This is a genomic window from Flavobacterium sp. U410 (genome assembly GCF_053570605.1).
Window position 1 is genome coordinate 24733 of the sequence record NZ_JBSEFI010000006.1, and the last position, 18562, is coordinate 43294.

17 protein-coding genes are annotated in these 18562 nt (G+C 33.9%); 14 read left to right on the plus strand and 3 right to left on the minus strand.

From position 1 onward, the window contains the following. The first annotated feature begins 60 nt into the window (after positions 1-60). The 11 genes from ACUSJC_RS05985 (at position 61) to hisIE (ending at position 14013) form a co-directional block, all read left to right on the plus strand. On the plus strand, positions 61-4389 hold the full coding sequence (locus ACUSJC_RS05985) for a CusA/CzcA family heavy metal efflux RND transporter (RefSeq protein ID WP_449268649.1): 4329 nt from the start codon (positions 61-63) through the stop codon (positions 4387-4389). 4 nt (positions 4390-4393) lie between these two features. Then, complete coding sequence (locus tag ACUSJC_RS05990) at positions 4394-5512, plus strand: efflux RND transporter periplasmic adaptor subunit (RefSeq protein ID WP_109570702.1); 1119 nt, start codon at positions 4394-4396, stop codon at positions 5510-5512. Positions 5513-5523: 11 nt separating this feature from the next. After that, a complete protein-coding gene (locus ACUSJC_RS05995) occupies positions 5524-6645 on the plus strand; it encodes a VIT1/CCC1 transporter family protein (RefSeq protein WP_449268650.1) in 1122 nt (373 codons plus the stop codon). 241 nt (positions 6646-6886) lie between these two features. Next, positions 6887-7744: an ATP phosphoribosyltransferase gene (hisG, locus tag ACUSJC_RS06000; RefSeq protein WP_449268651.1), complete on the plus strand. Its 858-nt coding sequence runs from the start codon at positions 6887-6889 to the stop codon at positions 7742-7744. Positions 7745-7764: 20 nt separating this feature from the next. Further along, entirely contained in the window at positions 7765-9060 is a 1296-nt protein-coding gene (gene hisD / locus ACUSJC_RS06005; RefSeq protein WP_449268652.1) for a histidinol dehydrogenase, read from the plus strand. Continuing rightward, positions 9047-10090, plus strand: a complete 1044-nt coding sequence (hisC, locus tag ACUSJC_RS06010) for a histidinol-phosphate transaminase (RefSeq protein WP_449268653.1) — start codon at positions 9047-9049, stop codon at positions 10088-10090. The genes hisD and hisC overlap by 14 nt, the downstream gene beginning before the upstream one ends. Beyond that, positions 10091-11230 carry a bifunctional histidinol-phosphatase/imidazoleglycerol-phosphate dehydratase HisB gene (gene hisB, locus ACUSJC_RS06015; protein WP_449268654.1) on the plus strand — a complete coding sequence of 380 codons (1140 nt, stop codon included), beginning with the start codon at positions 10091-10093 and terminating at the stop codon, positions 11228-11230. It abuts the gene before it with no gap. Continuing rightward, the gene (hisH, locus tag ACUSJC_RS06020; protein ID WP_449268655.1) at positions 11230-11823 is read left to right on the plus strand and encodes an imidazole glycerol phosphate synthase subunit HisH; all 594 of its coding nucleotides are present in this window, start codon (positions 11230-11232) and stop codon (positions 11821-11823) included. Before hisB ends, hisH begins: the two co-directional genes overlap by 1 nt. A gap of 4 nt (positions 11824-11827) precedes the next feature. Continuing rightward, positions 11828-12568 (plus strand): 1-(5-phosphoribosyl)-5-[(5-phosphoribosylamino)methylideneamino]imidazole-4-carboxamide isomerase, encoded by a 741-nt coding sequence (gene hisA, locus ACUSJC_RS06025; protein ID WP_449268656.1) that lies wholly within the window; start codon positions 11828-11830, stop codon positions 12566-12568. Positions 12569-12575: 7 nt separating this feature from the next. Then, positions 12576-13334 (plus strand): imidazole glycerol phosphate synthase subunit HisF, encoded by a 759-nt coding sequence (gene hisF / locus ACUSJC_RS06030; RefSeq protein WP_449268657.1) that lies wholly within the window; start codon positions 12576-12578, stop codon positions 13332-13334. 70 nt (positions 13335-13404) lie between these two features. Then, on the plus strand, positions 13405-14013 hold the full coding sequence (gene hisIE / locus ACUSJC_RS06035) for a bifunctional phosphoribosyl-AMP cyclohydrolase/phosphoribosyl-ATP diphosphatase HisIE (protein WP_449268658.1): 609 nt from the start codon (positions 13405-13407) through the stop codon (positions 14011-14013). Between the two features lie 19 nt (positions 14014-14032). Here the strand turns inward: hisIE and ACUSJC_RS06040 are convergent, their stop codons facing one another. After that, positions 14033-15529, minus strand: coding sequence for a hypothetical protein (locus tag ACUSJC_RS06040; RefSeq protein ID WP_449268659.1), 1497 nt, complete (start codon positions 15527-15529; stop codon positions 14033-14035). After that, on the minus strand, positions 15456-15860 hold the full coding sequence (locus ACUSJC_RS06045) for an AAA family ATPase (protein ID WP_449268660.1): 405 nt from the start codon (positions 15858-15860) through the stop codon (positions 15456-15458). The genes ACUSJC_RS06040 and ACUSJC_RS06045 overlap by 74 nt, the downstream gene beginning before the upstream one ends. Before the next feature lie 155 nt (positions 15861-16015). Between ACUSJC_RS06045 and ACUSJC_RS06050 the strand changes: the two genes are divergently transcribed. Continuing rightward, a complete protein-coding gene (locus ACUSJC_RS06050; RefSeq protein WP_449268747.1) occupies positions 16016-16687 on the plus strand; it encodes a DUF2461 domain-containing protein in 672 nt (223 codons plus the stop codon). On the opposite strand, the gene ACUSJC_RS06055 is transcribed toward ACUSJC_RS06050, so the two are convergent. Next, the gene (locus ACUSJC_RS06055) at positions 16684-17076 is read right to left on the minus strand and encodes a glyoxalase (protein WP_449268661.1); all 393 of its coding nucleotides are present in this window, start codon (positions 17074-17076) and stop codon (positions 16684-16686) included. The two genes, ACUSJC_RS06050 and ACUSJC_RS06055, sit on opposite strands and share 4 nt — an antisense overlap. A gap of 231 nt (positions 17077-17307) precedes the next feature. Here ACUSJC_RS06055 and ACUSJC_RS06060 point away from each other — a divergent pair, with 231 nt between their 5' ends. Continuing rightward, positions 17308-17781: a hypothetical protein gene (locus ACUSJC_RS06060; RefSeq protein ID WP_449268662.1), complete on the plus strand. Its 474-nt coding sequence runs from the start codon at positions 17308-17310 to the stop codon at positions 17779-17781. Continuing rightward, positions 17771-18520 (plus strand): YoaK family protein, encoded by a 750-nt coding sequence (locus tag ACUSJC_RS06065; RefSeq protein ID WP_449268663.1) that lies wholly within the window; start codon positions 17771-17773, stop codon positions 18518-18520. The genes ACUSJC_RS06060 and ACUSJC_RS06065 overlap by 11 nt, the downstream gene beginning before the upstream one ends. Positions 18521-18562 lie beyond the last annotated feature (42 nt).

Genomic DNA, 18562 nt, shown 5'->3' on the forward strand with positions numbered 1-18562 from the left:
AGGGAATCTTAAGTTAAATTACTATACATCCGTAGTATTTTTGCTAAAAATTTAAAAGCCTTGGAAAAAATCATTGCCTTTAGTTTACGTAATAAGTTAATTATTATACTTTTTACACTTGGAATAGCTGGATTTGGTATTTATTCAGTTTTTAATATTTCAATCGGAGCCGTGCCTGATATTACAAACAATCAGGTTCAAGTTATTACTACTTCTCAAAATTTATCGACTCAGGATATTGAGCAATATATTACCTATCCTGTGGAGCTGGAAATGGCAAACTTACCTGGAGTTGAAGAAATTCGTTCCGTATCAAAATTTGGACTTTCAGTAGTAACTATTGTATTTTCAGATGATGAAGGGACCTATTTGCCACGTCAGTTAATTGCTGAGAAAATCAAATCGGCTAGTGAAAAAATCCCGCAAGGTTTTGGAACTCCTGAAATGGGACCTATTACCACAGGTCTAGGTGAAGTGTACCAATACATTTTAGATGTTAAACCTGAATTTAAAGATCAATATTCGGTAACCGATTTACGCACCATTCAAGATTGGGTAGTAAGACGACAATTGTCTGGTATTAAAGGTGTTGTAGAAATCAATACTTGGGGTGGCTATTTAAAACAGTATGAAATCGCCATCAATACATCGCAACTCAAAGCGATGAACGTTACAATTAATGAAGTGTTTACAGCTTTAGAAAAAAATAACAGCATTGCAGGCGGTTCTTATATTGAAAAAGTAAACCAAAGTTACTTCATTCGTGGCGAAGGAAAAGTTAAATCGCTAGAAGACATCAATAATATTGTTATTAAAAACGAAAATGGAACTCCGGTTTTTATTAAAAACGTAGCCAATGTTCGTTACGGAAGCGCCAATCGTTTTGGTGCCATCACAGGAAATGGTGAAGGCGAAAAAGTATTAGGCCAAGTAATGATGCTAAAAGGAGCCAATTCTAAACAAGTACTAGAAGACGTTAAAACTAGAATTGCCGAAATTCAAAAAACATTGCCAAAAGGTGTTTACATCAATGGTTTTTTAGAACGAAGTGAATTAGTTGCCAAAACGACCTTTACGGTTTCTGAAAATCTTATTTTAGGTTGTTTGATCGTTATTTTTGTGGTGGTTCTTTTGTTAGGAAATTGGCGTTCAGGCTTAGTTGTAGCCTCTGTTATTCCGCTTTGTTTGCTATTTGCTATTTCGTTCATGAACATCTTCGGAATTGATGCTAACTTAATGAGTTTAGGTGCCATCGATTTTGGTATCATTATCGACGGAGCCGTAATTATTGTCGAATTTATTGCATTCCAAATTTCGAGTAAATCACAACATTTAAACGCTATTGATAAAGAACATCGTCAAGCAGAAATTGATGATATTACCTTAAAAAGTGCTTCTACGATGATGAATTCGGCTGTTTTCGGGCAGTTGATCATCTTGATTGTTTTTATTCCTATCTTGTCATTATCTGGGGTAGAAGGTAAAATGTTTAAACCCATGGCAATGACCTTTAGCTTCGCTATTGTGGGAGCTATGTTGTTCTGTTTTACTTATGTTCCTGTGGTTTCTTCAATCTTCTTAAAACCATCCGAAGAAAATCCGAAATCAATTTCAAACCGATTAATTAAAAAATTAAACAGTTGGTATTATCCCATCATCAAATGGGCTATTGTAAATACTAAAAAAGTACTTTATGCAGCCGTTGCTCTTTTAGTTATTTCTATTGGAATTTTCACCACAATGGGAGGCGAATTTACACCAACATTAGACGAAGGTGATTTCGTAATTCAACCAGTGCTAAAAACAGGAACGTCATTGAGTAAAACTATTGAAACTACAACTAAAATAGAACAAATTATATTGAAAAACTTTCCTGAAGTACAACAAGTAGTAAGTAGAATAGGAGCTGCCGAAGTTCCGACCGATCCTATGAGCATGGAAGAAAGTGATGTTATTGTAAAATTAAAGCCAAAATCGGAATGGGTTTCTGCAGAAACTAAGGATGAACTAGCGGATAAAATTAAAATTGCTATCCAAAAGAAAATTCCAAACTTAGAGGTTGAATTTACACAACCTATCGAAATGCGTTTTAATGAATTGGTTTCAGGAACCCGTTCTGACGTGGCTGTTAAAGTATTTGGTGAAGATTTAGATGTTTTAGCCCAAAAAGCCAAAGAAATTGAAAAAGCCATTAAAAATGTAGAAGGTGCTTCTGATATTATTTTGGAAAAAACAGAAGGTTTACCGCAAATGGCTATTACCTATAATCGTGCTAAAATTGCACAATTCGGATTAAATATTGCCGACCTAAACGAAATGATTTCTCTTGGATTTTCTGGAAAAACTGTTGGAAACGTCTTTGAAGGAGAAAAACGCTTTGACCTCGTAGTCCGATTAGATAAAACGAAACGTCAGGATATAGAAGATCTACGCAATTTATTTGTTACCACACCGGATAACTTCCAGATTCCACTACGGGAACTGGCTGATATAAGCTATACAGAAGGTCCCGCTAAAATTTCACGCGACAATACCAACCGTAGAATCGTAGTAGGAGTTAATGTAAGAAATCGCGATTTGCAAAGTGTGGTTGATGATATTCGAAAAATTGTAGATACACAGATCAAATTACCGGCAGGCTATTATGTTACATACGGAGGCCAATTTGAAAATTTACAAAGTGCTAAAGCTCGTTTAATGGTAGCCGTTCCTATTGCCTTGTTCTTGATATTCATTATGTTGTATTTTGCTTTTCATTCGATCAAGGAAGCTATTATGGTTTTCTCTGCCATACCATTATCTGCTGTAGGTGGAATTTTGTTCTTATGGATTAGAGATCTACCGTTCAGTATTTCGGCAGGTATCGGATTTATAGCTTTGTTTGGTATCGCAGTACTTAATGGAATTGTTTTGATCGAGCATTTTAAAGAACTTAAACATAGAGGAATGGATAGTATTGACGAGTTAATTTTAAGAGGTACAACAGATCGTTTGCGTCCGGTATTATTAACTGCCTCAGCAGCAGCATTAGGTTTTCTTCCTATGGCAGTCTCAGCTTCTGCCGGTGCCGAAGTTCAACGCCCGTTGGCAACTGTTGTAATCGGTGGTTTATTTACTGCTACATTGTTAACTATGGTTGTTTTACCGGTTTTATTTAAGGTTTTAAATACCAAAGAATTCAAGAAACCTACAATCAATGCATCGGTAATTGTATTGCTAATTTCTCTTTTTGGCGGAATGCAGTCAGTTAATGCACAAGAAAAATCGCAACAGGAAATTAACCAACTTTTTACTTTGGCGATGGAAAACAACACCGAATTAAAAGCCGGACAATTACAGGTTGACAAACAAAAAGCGAATATTGGTTCGGCATTTACCATTGATAAAACCAATATTTATTATAGCTACGACCAAAACAATTTAGCCATCAATAATTTACCGTTAAAAGTTTTTGGTGTCCAACAAACCTTTTCTTTTCCTACGGTTTATTTTGCCCAAAAGAAAGTTTTAAAAACAGCTTACGAAAAAGAAAAAGCGAGTTTCGAACTTCAAAAAAGCAAACTAAAATCAAGTGTAGAAAAAGTATATAACCAAATTGTGTTTTACCAACATCAAGAAAAATTATACCATTTCTTAGATAGTTTACACCAAAATTTCGCTAAAGCCAGTAGTCGCCGATTTGAATTGGGTGAATCTAATTATCTCGAAAAAATAACTGCTCAGGCAAAATATAAGCAAATTACCACACAACTAAAACAAGTTGCCAGCGATAAAAAAACGGCGTATGCCCAATTGCAAGCTTTGTTGCAAACCGATTCTTTGGTTACGGTTCAAAACGCAGAACTTCAGCCATATCAACTAAGCGATTCTACTTCGCAAGGTTTATACGAAGATTATTTTACAAGAGTTAGTGCTAATATGAAACAACAAAACCGCTTTCAGAAACAAAACTGGTTTCCTGATCTGAGCATTGAGTATTTCAGAGGTAAAAACAGCGGTTTGTCACAATCTTTATATGGAATTCAGGTTGGAGTAGCAATCCCTTTGTTCTTTAACGGCAATGTGACCAAACAAAAAGTAGCCCGATTGGAAATGGAAAGTTGGGAACAGCAAAAACAAAGTGAAACCGAAAAGATGAATCGCTATATCGAACAAAAACAAAGCGAATTATTGAAATATCAGGAAGCTATTGATTATTACAACCAAACTGGAAAACATTTAGCTTCCGAAATTATAAAAGTGGCTGATATGAGCTACAAACACGGGGAAATTGATTTCTTCCAATACATTCAAAGTTTGGACAATGCAACCCAAATAGAAATAGAATTTCTAAACAATGTTTTATTATACAACAATGCTAAAATTGACTTACAATACCTTAATTACTAATCTCATGAGAAAAATAAGCTATATCTTTTTACTAAGCCTGGTAACTCTTTCTTGTAAAAATCAGGAAACCACAGCAGAACCCGAATCTACTAATGAAGACGGATATTCTGTAACTCATGAGCAATTCAAAGCCATGAATATGGAATTAGGTTCACTATCTGAACACGATTTCAATATTTCCGTTCAGGCAACCGGAATGATTGATGTTCCGCCACAAAATAAAGCTAAAGTCACTACTTTTTTAGGAGGTTATGTAAAAACTACTAATCTTTTGGTAGGGGATAAAGTAAAAAAAGGAGAGGCACTATTAACGTTAGAAAATACAGATTTTGTTGATCTTCAGAAAGATTACGTAGAAGTTGCTGAACAAATAGGTTATCTAAAATCAGAATATGAAAGACAAAAAACTTTATATGAGGAGAAAATTACCTCACAAAAAAATTACTTAAAAGCGGAAAGTGATTATAAAAAAGCATTCGGAATGTACCAAAGTTTAAAAAAGAAATTAGAACTTTTAAATATTTCCCCCGCACAAGTAGAAAAAGGAAATTTTACATCTGTAATTACGCTTTATGCACCTATTTCCGGTGATATAACTCAGATGAATGCCAATGTAGGAATGTTTATGGCTCCTTCTGATATTATTCTGGAGATCGTTGATATCGATCATTTGCATATAGAATTAAATGTTTTTGAAAAAGATATTTTAAAAATAAAAGAAAAACAAAACATTGTTTTTACCGTTCCGCAAGCCTCTAAAGAAAAGTTTAATGCCGAAGTGGTTTTAGTAGGTAAATCCATTGAAAATAAAGACAGAACTATTATGGTTCACGGTCATTTAGACGATAATATTAAACAACGTCTGTTAACCGGTATGTATGTCGAAGCTAAAATTGAAACCGAAAGTATTAAAAGCTTAGGTATTCCAACAGAAGCTATTCTGTCAGAAAATGACAAAAAATTTGTATTTTTAGTAGATAAAGATCAAAACGGAAGTTACAGCTTCAAAAAGGTTTTGGTTAAAACAGGCGAACAAACCGATACCTTTACCCAAATTTTACCGGAAAGTAATTTACCTTCTACTGCTAAAATTTTGACAAAAGGCGCTTTTGATATTAACTAATGTGAATTGATATGACCGAAATCAAAAAACTAAGAGAACAACTGCAAATGGAAGTAGACACCAGTTTTCTCTATTATTCCATTGCTCAATTACAGGCTGACGAAAATTTAAAAGCAGTTTTAAACAGTTTGTCTGATATTGAAAAAGGTCATGCCAATGCTATTCTGAAAAAGATTAATGTGATCGACCCTAATTTTAAAATGATCCCGCCTTCGGGCAAAGCAAAATTACAATTGAAATTAGGTAAAGTCTTTGGATACAGTTCCATACTGAACAATTTATCCAATATTGAGAAAAATTATGCTTCAAAAACAATTCAGCAAAAAAATGCCGATGGCGTTCCGCTTGATGGTTTTGAGCACAATCACTTAAAGATCATTGAAGCAGTCAGTGACAATCAGAAACTTAATATTGATGGTGGCTTTTTATCCAAATTTGAAAGCCGACATAAATCGGTTGGGGGAAATGCTTTAAGAGCGGCCGTTTTAGGAGCCAATGATGGCTTGGTGTCCAATATGAGTTTAGTTATGGGAGTTGCCGGAGCAGCCGTTTCTAACAGTACCATTTTACTCACCGGAGTTGCCGGATTATTAGCCGGTTCCATTTCTATGGCTTTAGGCGAATGGCTTTCCGTGCAAAGTTCACGCGAATTAAACCAACGCCAGATTGAGTTGGAAACAGAAGAATTAGAAGCTTCACCAGAAGAAGAGAAACATGAAGTAATTTTGCTTTATCAAGCTAAAGGAATGAGCAAAGAAGAAGCTCAAAAATTAGCCGATAAACTTTTTGAAAACAAAGAAACCGCTTTAAATACATTAATTTCAGAAGAATTAGGAATTAATAAAGAAGAAATGGGCGGTTCGGCTTGGGAAGCGGCTATAACTTCTTTTTTATTGTTTTCTGTTGGAGCTATCATTCCATTGTATCCTTTTATCTTTTTAGACGGATTCAAAGCAATTATGCTCAGCATAGCCAGCGGAGTAGTAGGGTTATTTATTATTGGAGCTTCAATTACGCTTTTCACCGGAAGATCGATTTGGTTCTCAGGATTCAGACAGATTATTTTTGGATTGGCAGCAGCAGCAGTAACCTACGGAATTGGGGCTTTAATTGGTGTTTCAGTAGCAGGGTAATGTTATTTTTTGAAAATACTATTTGCTCAATTCAAAAACTGTTGTACATTTGTCAAACAAAATAGAACAAAAATGTTTTTAAATCAATTACATCATCATCATCATTTTTTACACGCTCAAGCGAGGTAATGATGATTGGTATGTAATAATCTCATAAAATAATAACCCGTTTGAGTACATCAAGCGGGTTTCTTTTTGCTCATTACTCTCTTGGTGTACTCATTTTTAAGAAAAAAGTAAAATGAACACCTTAAAAATTGCCATTCAAAAATCAGGACGATTAAACGAGGATAGCTTAAAAATCCTTAAAGACTGTGGAATTTCTATTGAAAATGGGAACGACCAACTCAAAGCTACGGCTTCAAATTTCCCTTTAGAAGTTTTATATCTGCGTAACTCCGATATTCCGCAGTATGTATCAGATGGTGTAGCAGATATTGCCATTGTAGGCGATAATCTATTAATTGAAAAAGGAAACGACCTTGAAATTGTCGAACGATTGGGTTTTTCAAAATGTAAGGTTTCGGTCGCTGTTCCAAAAGCTTTCGATTACAACGGATTGAAAAGCTTACAAGGCAAAAAAATTGCCACTTCTTATCCTAATACCGTGCAACGTTTTTTTAATGGAAATGGTATTGATGTCGAAATTCACCAAATCTCAGGTTCTGTTGAAATTGCACCAAATATCGGGCTTTCTGACGCTATTGTCGATATTGTTTCTACCGGAAGTACGTTATTCAAAAACAATTTAAAAGAAGTAGAAGTCATTCTAAAAAGTGAAGCGGTTTTGGCTGTTTCCCCAAAAATTGACCCCGAAAAACGAGAATTACTGCAAAAACTACAATTCCGTATCCAATCGGTTCTAAAAGCCAGAAAATCAAAATACATTTTAATGAATGTTCCCAATGATAAAATTCAAGCCGTAAGTTCTATTTTACCGGTTTTAAAAAGTCCAACAATTATGCCTTTGGCGGAAGAAGGTTGGAGCAGCCTGCACTCGGTTATTAATGAAGATACTTTTTGGGAAGTCATTGACCAACTAAAAGAAGCAGGTGCCGAAGGAATTTTGGTTTGCCCAATAGAAAAAATGGTTCTTTAATTCAAAAAACAACACACACAATGAATACAATTTTAAATCCGGAACAAAATACTTGGAACGAATTGATGCAAAGACCAACGCAGTCATTTCAAGATATCGAACTCACTGTCAGTGCCATTTTTAAAGAAATTCAACAAAAAGGAGACAAAGCAGTAGCAAAATATACGTCAATTTTTGATGGAATTACGTTAGAAACTAATCAAGTAACCCAACAAGAAACTACACAAGCCGAACAACAACTTTCTAACGAACTCAAAGAAGCGATTCAAACCGCTAAAAAGAATATTGAACGTTTTCACGCGGCTCAAAAAACAACCAAAGTTGCTGTAGAAACACTACCCGGAATCAATTGTTGGCAAGAAAAAAAGCCCATTTCAAAAGTAGGTTTGTATATTCCCGGAGGTTCAGCACCTTTGTTTTCAACTGTTTTAATGTTGGCCGTTCCTGCAAAATTAGCAGGTTGTCAAGAAATTATTTTATGTACCCCGCCTAACAAAGAAGGAAAGATCAATCCGGCAATTTTATTTGCAGCCCAATTATGCGGTATCACACAAATCCAAAAAATTGGTGGCATTCAAGCCATTGCTGCTATGACTTTTGGAACGGAATCGGTACCGAAAGTGTACAAAATTTTTGGACCAGGAAACCAATTTGTAACAGTTGCCAAACAAGTAGCTACGCAATACGGAGTTGCTATCGATATGCCAGCCGGACCTTCGGAACTTTTAGTGGTAGCCGACGAAACGTCAAATCCTGCATTTATAGCTTCTGATTTATTGAGTCAAGCTGAACACGGCGCTGATAGTCAAGTGATTTTGGTCACTACTTCTCAAGAGATTCTTAAACAAACTGAGGCTGAAATTGAAAAACAATTGGCTGTTTTACCACGCAAAACTATTGCCGAACAAGCTATTGCGCAATCGCGTTTAATCTATTTCGATTCGGAACAAAAAGCGTTGGATTTTATTAACGAATACGCTCCGGAACACTTTATTATTGCAGCACAAAACGAAGAGTTTTATATTAATGGTATTCAAAATGCAGGTTCGGTTTTCGTAGGTTCTTACGCGCCCGAAAGTGCCGGTGATTATGCTTCGGGAACTAATCACACTTTACCAACCAATGGCTATGCTAGAAATTATAGTGGTGTCAATTTAGATAGTTTCTTGAAAGCAATCACTTTTCAAAAAATCACTCCAAAAGGTTTACAAACTATTGGAAATACTATTGAAATTATGGCAGAAGCCGAAGGTTTACAAGCGCACAAAAATGCAGTTACAATTCGTCTAAAAACACTTGAAAATGAAAACATTTAATATCGATTCGTTTATTCGTTCCAATATCAAAGCTATGAAACCGTATTCGTCGGCACGTGATGAATTTCAGGATTTTGAACGCGAAATGATTTTTTTGGATGCCAACGAAAATCCGTTTAATACAGGCTTAAATCGGTATCCGGATCCGCAACAAAAGAAGTTGAAAGAGCTTTTGGCGAAGCAAAAAAACGTAAAAACATCACAAATTTTAATTGGAAACGGAAGTGATGAAGTTTTGGATTTAGTTTTTCGTGCGTTTTGCGAACCCAATTCTGACAATGTTATCTCTTTGCCGCCAACCTACGGAATGTACAGTGTTTTAGCCAATTTAAATGCTATTGAAAATAGAGAAGTTTTGTTGACCAACGATTTTCAGCCTAACACACAGCAGATTTTAGAAACCGTTGATAACAATACCAAAATCATCTTTTTGTGTTCGCCAAATAACCCAACAGGTAATTGTTTTACCGATGAAAACATTACTTTTTTATTGGATAATTTTGATGGATTAGTCGTTTTAGACGAAGCTTACATTGATTTTGCTCAAAAAGATAGTTGGTTACAAAAACTAAACGAATATCCTAATTTAATCATTTCGCAAACGCTTTCAAAAGCTTATGGTTTAGCCGGATTGCGTGTTGGTCTTTTATATGCTTCTGAAGAAATTATTCAAGTCTTAAACAAAATAAAACCGCCGTATAATATTAATACATTATCACAAGAAAAAGCAATTGCTGTTTTACAAAATGAAGACATATTAAAAAATATAAACACTTTATTTACAGAAGAAAAAAATAAATTAATTCAACAATTACTTAAATTTGAATTTATAAAAGAAATCTACCCAAGTGATGCTAATTTCATGCTGATAAAAGTAGATGATGCTAAAAAAAGATACCAAGAACTAGTAACCAAAAACATTGTTGTTCGCGATAGAAGTAACCAACCACTTTGCGAGAATTGTTTGCGAATTTCCATTGGTACACCCGAAGAAAATAAAATCGTTTTAGAAACCCTAATGAACTTATAAATGGCACAAAAAGTATTATTTATCGATAGAGACGGAACTTTGGTTTTAGAACCATCTGATTATCAAGTGGATCGTTTTGAAAAACTAAAATTCTATCCGGAAGTGTTCTATTATTTAGGGAAAATTGCCAAAGAATTGGATTACGAATTGGTGATGGTAACTAACCAAGACGGTTTGGGAACTGAAAGTCACCCCGAAGAAAACTTTTGGCCGGTTCAAAATTTCATTATCGAATGTTTTGAAAACGAAAAAGTTACGTTTAGCAAAGTTCACATCGACAACAGTTTTCCGCACGAAAATAAACCGACACGCAAACCACAAATCGGAATGTTAACCGAATATTTAGATGCCGAAAAATACGATTTGGCAGACTCTTTTGTTATTGGCGATCGTATTACTGATGTAGAATTGGCTAAAAATTTGAACGCTAAAGCTATTTTTATTGCGAATGAAGAAACTTTGGGACAAACAGAACTTTCGTCTTCAGTTCAGGATTTAGAAGCGTTTATTGCGTTAAAAACGAAATCTTGGAAAAACATTTACGAGTTTTTAAAGTTAGAAAGCAGAAGCGCAAGTATTGTTCGTAAAACCAATGAAACGGATATCGCCATCACGCTAAATTTAGACGGAACTGGTAAAAGTGAAATTGATACGGGAATTGCTTTTTTCGATCACATGTTAGACCAAATTGCGCGTCACGGTCAAATGGATTTGGAAATTTCAGTAAAAGGAGATTTGGAAGTTGATGAACACCACACCATTGAGGATACAGCTATTGCGCTGGGCGAAGTTTTTGCAAAAGCTTTGGGCAATAAATTAGGCATTGAGCGCTACGGATTTTGTTTACCTATGGACGACTGTTTAGCTCAAGTAGCTATTGATTTTGGCGGAAGAAACTGGTTGGTTTGGGAAGCTGATTTCAAACGTGAATTGATTGGAAAAATGCCAACGGAAATGTTCTTTCACTTTTTCAAATCGTTTACCGATGGTGCCAAAGCAAATCTAAACATCAAAGCAGAAGGAACAAATGAACATCACAAAATTGAAGCTATTTTTAAGGCATTTGCCAAAGCGATAAAAGTAGCCGTAAAACGCGATCCCGATAAAATGATTTTACCGTCCACTAAAGGTCTTTTATAATGAATACAACTCAAAAAATAGCACTTATAGATTACGGCGCTGGCAATGTTCAAAGTGTTTTGTTTGCTTTGGAACGCTTGGGTTTTCAAGGAATTGTTACCCATGACGCTGCAATTATTCAACAAGCTGATAAAGTGATTTTTCCAGGTGTAGGCGAGGCGAGTAGCGCCATGCAAAAGTTAAAAAGTACCGGTTTAGACCAAGTGATTCCACTTTTGAAACAGCCGGTTTTAGGAATTTGCTTGGGTATGCAATTGTTGTGTCGTCATTCAGAAGAAGGAAATACTAATGCTTTAGGCATTTTTGATTTGGATGTGAAAAAATTCAGCAATAGCGTCAAAGTACCGCAAATGGGTTGGAATACCATTTCAAATTTAAAGTCTGATTTGTTCCGAAATATTTCAGAAAACGAATATATGTATTTGGTTCACAGTTATTATGTTCCGAAAAATCCGTATAGTATTGCACAAACTAATTACGGAATTGATTATGCTTCGGCGATTCAAAAAGACAATTTTTACGGTGTTCAATTTCATCCGGAAAAAAGTGGAAAAGTCGGAGAACAAATTTTAAAAAACTTTTTAGATAGTTAAAAACATGAGAATTATACCTGCCATTGATATTATTGACGGAAAATGCGTTCGTTTGACCAAAGGCGATTACAGCACGCAAAAAACGTATAACGAAAATCCGTTAGAAGTGGCCAAAGCCTATGAAGATGCCGGAATTGACTATTTACACGTTGTGGATTTAGACGGAGCCAAATCGAGCCGAATCATCAATTATAAAACCTTGGAAACTTTGGCAATCAAAACCCAACTCAAGATTGATTTTGGTGGTGGCTTAAAATCGGATGATGATTTAAAAATTGCTTTCGATTGTGGCGCACAGCAAATTACAGGCGGAAGCATTGCCGTTAAAAATCCGGAAGTGTTTGAACAATGGATTTCAAAATACGGTTCGGAAGCCATTATTTTGGGCGCTGATGCTAAGAACGAAAAAATTGCCGTTTCGGGTTGGCAAGAAGAATCCACTGAAGATTTATTGCCTTTTATTGCCAAATATCAAACCAAAGGCATTCAATATGTAATTTGCACCGATATTTCGAAAGATGGAATGCTTGAAGGTCCGAATTTTGATTTGTACCAAAAGATTTTAACCGAATGCAATTCGTCAAATGAAAATTTAAAACTCATTGCTTCCGGCGGAATTTCTAACGAAAAAGAGCTGTATCAATTAGCCGAATTAGGTTGCGATGGAACAATTATCGGAAAGGCGATTTACGAAGGGAAAATCAGTTTAAAACAATTGGAACAATTTATTATGGGTCACAAATAAAAAAATTATGCTAACCAAACGAATTATACCTTGTTTAGATATTAAAAACGGACGCACCGTAAAAGGAGTCAATTTCTTAGCTTTACGCGATGCGGGCGATCCGGTGGAATTGGCACAAAAATATGCCGAAACTGGTGCTGACGAATTGGTTTTTTTAGATATTTCGGCTACGGAAGAACGCCGTCGAACTTTAGTCGATTTGGTTCGAAATGTGGCTAAAACCGTTAATATTCCGTTTACTGTGGGCGGCGGAATTGCTTCTGTTGCTGATGTTTCGGTATTGTTGCAAAACGGCGCTGATAAAATTTCCATCAATTCGGCTGCTGTTAAAAATCCGAAATTAGTAGAAGAATTAGCTAAAGAATTTGGAAGCCAATGTGTTGTGGTTGCCATCGATGCGAAACCAATTGAAAACCAATGGAAAGTACATTTGGTTGGTGGTAAACAAGCCACTGCAATCGATTTATTTGATTGGGCAAAAACTGTTGAAAATTTGGGCGCCGGAGAAATTCTGTTTACTTCTATGGATCATGACGGAACCAAAAATGGTTTTGCAAACGAAGCTTTAGCCCAATTGTCGTCTTGGGTCAATATCCCGATAATTGCTTCGGGTGGAGCAGGAGCCAAAGAACATTTTGCCGATGCGTTTATTCAAGGAAAAGCCGATGCCGCTTTGGCTGCTAGCGTTTTTCATTTTAACGAAATTCCCATTCCGGAATTGAAACAGTATTTAGCCGATCAAAATATTGTGATTCGGAAGGTTTAAAACTTCTCTATTTCACTCGAAGTGACAATCATACAAATTATTTTAACTCGTTAATGATACATTTAAAAATATGAAACCAAATTTTTCAAAAAATAGCGATGGCTTACTTCCGGCTGTCATTCAAGATGCAGAAACTAAAAACGTACTGATGTTGGGTTACATGAACGAAAAAGCTTTGGCACAAACGTTGGCTACTCAAAAAGTAACTTTTTTTAGCCGAAGTAAAAACCGATTGTGGACCAAAGGCGAGGAAAGCGGTAACTTTTTACAACTGATTTCCATTGCCGAAGATTGCGATCAAGATACGCTTTTGGTACAAGTAAAACCATTGGGACCAACTTGTCATACAGGTTCAGATACATGCTGGCAACAAGTTAACAATCAGGAATATGGATTTTTAACTCATTTAGAAGAAACCATTACTAATCGCAAAGAATTAGCCGAAAGTAATGCTGAAACCAATAGTTATGTCACTTCTTTGTTTAACAAAGGAATCAATAAAATTGCGCAGAAAGTAGGAGAGGAAGCTGTTGAAGTCGTTATTGAAGCCAAAGACAACGACGACGATTTGTTTTTAAACGAAAGTGCCGATCTATTGTTTCACTATTTGATTTTGTTACAAGCCAAAAATTATAAACTAAACGATGTCGTTAACGTTTTAAAAGAAAGGGAGAAGTAATGATTTGCTTCTCCTTATTTTAAATTATTGAATCTCCTAATATTTTAATCAAACTAGGAATCTTTATTTTATCTGTTGTTTGTAATAAATCTATGTTACCAAAACCATTTTGTAATTTACCTTTCAATATACCTAAAACGGTTTTACCATATCTATATCTTTTTGGATTACTTTCGTATTCTTGTTTTAATTTTTCAATAGTTTTAGGATAGCTAAATTTTATTCCTTCTCCATTTAATTCAGCTTGTTTTCTATAAATCTCAATTTTATTATAAAGTTTATCCAACGATTTCTCTTTTGCTTCTTCTGTAGCTTCATCTATAAAACTTTCTATTTGTATTATTGAATAATTAGGATATAGAGAGTTTATATGTTCTGCATTTATAAAGTATGACTCTATATCATAATTCTCAGTTTGAAATAAATGGAATCTAATTTTATTAAATTTATCTTCATTAAGACTTTTAAGTTTTTTCAAAACTCGATCTTTATCTGGCTCATCATTATTAAAAATATCACTATCTCTATGAAATATAATATCGGTTAAATCAGGCTTATCAATTAGTTTTATCTTACAAGATTGCATAGCTGCTAATAAATTAGAACGACTTTCATAAGAAATAAATTCTGTAGTCTCCATATTAAATCCCTGTATTTCAAATGCTTTTTTGACATATGTCAAATCTTGATCTTCTGATAAAACTAAAATTTTTGTGTTACTTCTAAGCTTTTCTAATTTTTTTGCTTTTTCTTCAGCTTTTTGCCTAAGCTCAACTTCTTTAGAAATGTAATCCGTAATTAAAGGTAAAATTCCAACTTCTTTATCAAAAATCTGTATATCATTTACATCAATTTTATTTAATTGTGTTCCTATCTCATCTGTTTCAGTTTTAACTAAATATAAATTGGTTCTATCTGTAAATTCCTTTGCAAGCGAATAAAAAGCTGGAGAATGGGTATTTATAAAAATTTGTAAATCAGTAGAAAATCCGGCAAATATTTTAGCTAATTTAAAAGCATTTCCCATTTCTAAATTATTTTCAGGTTCTTCAAAACCCCATATTGTTTCAGGATTAATTACAGCTTGTCCTGATATTGATTTATAGTGATTTGCTATAAATTTTAGAATTATTGGAATATGTTGAGCTTTTATACCGTCTCCTCTTTTATTTAAAGATATTACAATTCCTCCTTTATCTAATGAAAAGTCGAGAGTAGAAAATAATAATTTAAAATTTGTAGGTATTCCAATTTGGCTTGAATACCCTAAATCACTTGCTATATTATCTATTAATATTTCAACTTGATCTTTAAGTCCATCAATAAATCTTGTTGAAGCTTCATTAAAGGCAGTTGGTGTTATTTCACTAAGAGCATCATGTAATTCTCCCATTAAATGATTAAAATATTCAGTACCTCTTACCGCTGGAACATATTTAAATTTAATCTTTGTTAACCCATTGGAGCGAACCACTTCTTCCCGAAGGTTCTTTGCCACTACTAGTTTTAATTTCATCTTTATGTATTCCTTCTTTTCTCCAAACTTTTGTCCAAATAATTGTTTCTTTATGTTTGAATCTTAAAGGAGTTTGGAAGTAAATTTTAATAGTAATCTCTTCTGCTTTTTTATTTGGTGTTTTAGCAAACTTAGAAAAATCGTCGGAAAATCTAAAAGCATTACCAATCTCAGTTTCTCCGTTAAAGAATAAATTTAAAGCTTTTAAAAAATTTGATTTTCCTATGTCATTTTGACCTACAATAACATTAAGTTGATTAGGAGAAAACCCTTTTTCTAGCTTGACAATAGATCTAAAGTTTGTTATTTCAACTGCACTAATAATTATCATTATAAAAACAAAAAATTAATTATTTAACAATTCCACAAATATATCCAAATAATCTATTTATTAAAATAAAAATTTAACAGTAAAATCTTATTTTAAATCAACAGTATAATTTTATAAAAGCTATTTTCTTTCCCTAAACTTTTGTACCTTTAAAAATAAAAATGATCCGTCAAAAAACCTTTGATTTTTTAAACGAATTACAAGCCAACAATACCCGTGAATGGTTTGCCGAACATAAAAAAGAATTCGATCAGGAGTTTCAAAATGCTAAAGTATTCTTCCAACATATAGGAAGTGAACTTGGCAAACAAGACAGTATTGAAAAAGTACATGTTTTTAGAATTTACCGCGATGTTCGTTTTTCAAAAGATAAAGCACCTTATAAAACTCATTTTAGTGCTTCATTTTCAAGAACTAAACCTTTATTGCGTGGTGGAATGTATTTGCATATTGAGAATAATAACAGCTTTATAGCCGGTGGATTTTGGGAACCTAATGCAGAAGATTTACAACGCATTCGCAAAGAAATTGAACTTGATGCTGAAGAATTACGCTCCATTTTACAGCAGCCTCAAATTGTTGAAACGTTTGGAACATTAACAGGTGACGAATTGAAAACTGCTCCCAAAGGTTTTGACAAAAACCATACGGATATCGATTTGATACGAAAAAAACAATATTTATTGGTTCGAAAATTTACCAACAAACAGGTTTTACAAGCTGATTTTCCACAAGAAATATTGAAAACTTTCGCCGCTATGCGTCCGTTTTTTGATTACATGAGTAATGTGTTAACGACCAATCTTAACGGCGAAAGTTTGTATTAATCTTCTAATAATTGTACTTGGTTTTTCAAACGCTCAATTAACAAATTCATCATTCGTTTATTAATATTTGACGAATTTTGAATGTATTCCTTGTATTCGGTAATGGTAAACATACCAATGATAATGCCTTTCAGTGAATTTCGAAACTTAATGTCGCGCTGAATGGCATTTTCAATGTAATTCATCTTTTTTTCGGGTGTTAAAGTAAAAAACACACTTTTTTGTTTGGTAGCATAGTTCTTAAAGACTTCCAAAAATAAATCGTTTTGAAATTTTAAAATAGGACGGAGGGTTTGATTTTGAAATCGTTCTTCAGAACTCGAACTTTCGGTTACTAAGCCAATAGATTCACCACGGATTTCTAAAATGGCTTCATCTTTCGTTTTCATTTCTTATTTTTTTTGGTTATCTTAAATTTACAAAATCTATTGTTTACTTTATGTTAACTTAAGATAAGTTATTAAGAATCAATTGTTAATTACTTTTAATTAAAAACAATATTTTCTTCGTTTTACTATAAAAAATATTCTGTTTTAACAAAGTTGCGTTAAATTTTCTATTTCTACAAAAGAAAATAGTATCTTGCAGTGGTAAAATATTATACATTTCATTACATCAAAATGAAACTTATTGCCGGAATTTATATCGCTGTTTTTTTGACCATTATGAGCATCTTTATTTTAGCTGTTCATTTTTCAGAAACGCCGGAACATTTGATTGTAGGAAAATGGAAAGAAGTAAGTTGGGAATACGAACGTGTGAATAAAGTCGGTAACGAAAAAATCTCTAAAACTTCTGAAGAGATCAAACAACTTTTAGGAGAAAAACTAATCATCCACCAAGCGGAAACCTGGGATTTTAAACCGAATCGCTCTTTACTATTGATTGGACCTAATAGTACTAAGGAATTGGAATGGCGTTTAAAAGGGCGTGGTCATATTTTACAGCTGAAATGGAAAAATCACTACATAGAAAATTATGAAATTGATGTGATTAACGATAGTGTTATGATTATCAATTTTGAATCGGATATAGAGATCAGAGGAATCGCCAAATTAACTTTTACCAAGGAAAAAAAACAATATGCTCAGTAAATACAGTAATTCACGTACTTTAATGGATAACTTGCGATTAGGTTCGCTAACTGCTTTTTCGGCAGGAATGACTAATATTGCTTCGCTTTTAATTTTTTTCTCTTTCTCTTCAAATGTAACCGGATATTATGCCATTTTAGCTGCTGAAATAGCCAAAGGTGATTTTTTTAAATCGGCTGTGGTAATGGGGTGGATCTTCTTGTTTTTCTTTGGCGGATTCGTTTCTAATTTTATTGTGATTCATTTTAATCAGGAAAACGCTTATCTTGCTCATGCTACACCATTAATTATAGAAATCTGCTGTTTGTTAGGAGTAGGCATTTATGGTCAATTTTTTTATGAAGAAACCTTAACTGAAACCGAAATTTTATTGGCATTTATGTTATTTGCCATGGGTCTTCAAAACGGATTAACGGCCAGTATTTCTAATTTTTCGGTAAAAACAACGCATTTAACCGGAGCAACTACCGATTTAGCCATCCTTTTTTCCATGTTTACCAAAGAAGAGTTTCGCAATAATAATGATTTGGTAAGAAGAGTTAAGTTACTGATGACTATCTTTTTATCATATGTTACCGGCGCAATAGTTTCCGGAATTTTATATTTTCATATTCATTTTAGAGTTTTTTACATTGTTTGTTCTATTTTAGTTGTGGTGATCTTATATGACTATTCTAAAATTAAAATGAAACTTTTTAAAGAAAAAAGAGCTGCTTTTAATGCTTTTGAAGAAGATTAAATATTTATAAATTGTTACCTTTATGCCACTAATCTATAAAAT

What these genes read in the sequence shown, in the direction of transcription:
- hisG (WP_449268651.1), top strand. Translation starts at nt 6,887, where the DNA reads ATGAACACCTTAAAAATTGCCATTCAAAAATCAGGACGATTAAACGAG.
- ACUSJC_RS06065 (WP_449268663.1), top strand. Translation starts at nt 17,771, where the DNA reads ATGCTCAGTAAATACAGTAATTCACGTACTTTAATGGATAACTTGCGA.
- hisF (WP_449268657.1), top strand. Translation starts at nt 12,576, where the DNA reads ATGCTAACCAAACGAATTATACCTTGTTTAGATATTAAAAACGGACGC.
- ACUSJC_RS06055 (WP_449268661.1), bottom strand. Translation starts at nt 17,076, where the DNA reads ATGAAAACGAAAGATGAAGCCATTTTAGAAATCCGTGGTGAATCTATT.
- hisD (WP_449268652.1), top strand. Translation starts at nt 7,765, where the DNA reads ATGAATACAATTTTAAATCCGGAACAAAATACTTGGAACGAATTGATG.
- ACUSJC_RS06060 (WP_449268662.1), top strand. Translation starts at nt 17,308, where the DNA reads ATGAAACTTATTGCCGGAATTTATATCGCTGTTTTTTTGACCATTATG.
- hisC (WP_449268653.1), top strand. Translation starts at nt 9,047, where the DNA reads ATGAAAACATTTAATATCGATTCGTTTATTCGTTCCAATATCAAAGCT.
- ACUSJC_RS05995 (WP_449268650.1), top strand. Translation starts at nt 5,524, where the DNA reads ATGACCGAAATCAAAAAACTAAGAGAACAACTGCAAATGGAAGTAGAC.
- hisH (WP_449268655.1), top strand. Translation starts at nt 11,230, where the DNA reads ATGAATACAACTCAAAAAATAGCACTTATAGATTACGGCGCTGGCAAT.
- ACUSJC_RS06040 (WP_449268659.1), bottom strand. Translation starts at nt 15,529, where the DNA reads ATGAAATTAAAACTAGTAGTGGCAAAGAACCTTCGGGAAGAAGTGGTT.
- ACUSJC_RS05990 (WP_109570702.1), top strand. Translation starts at nt 4,394, where the DNA reads ATGAGAAAAATAAGCTATATCTTTTTACTAAGCCTGGTAACTCTTTCT.
- ACUSJC_RS06045 (WP_449268660.1), bottom strand. Translation starts at nt 15,860, where the DNA reads ATGATAATTATTAGTGCAGTTGAAATAACAAACTTTAGATCTATTGTC.
- hisIE (WP_449268658.1), top strand. Translation starts at nt 13,405, where the DNA reads ATGAAACCAAATTTTTCAAAAAATAGCGATGGCTTACTTCCGGCTGTC.
- hisA (WP_449268656.1), top strand. Translation starts at nt 11,828, where the DNA reads ATGAGAATTATACCTGCCATTGATATTATTGACGGAAAATGCGTTCGT.
- hisB (WP_449268654.1), top strand. Translation starts at nt 10,091, where the DNA reads ATGGCACAAAAAGTATTATTTATCGATAGAGACGGAACTTTGGTTTTA.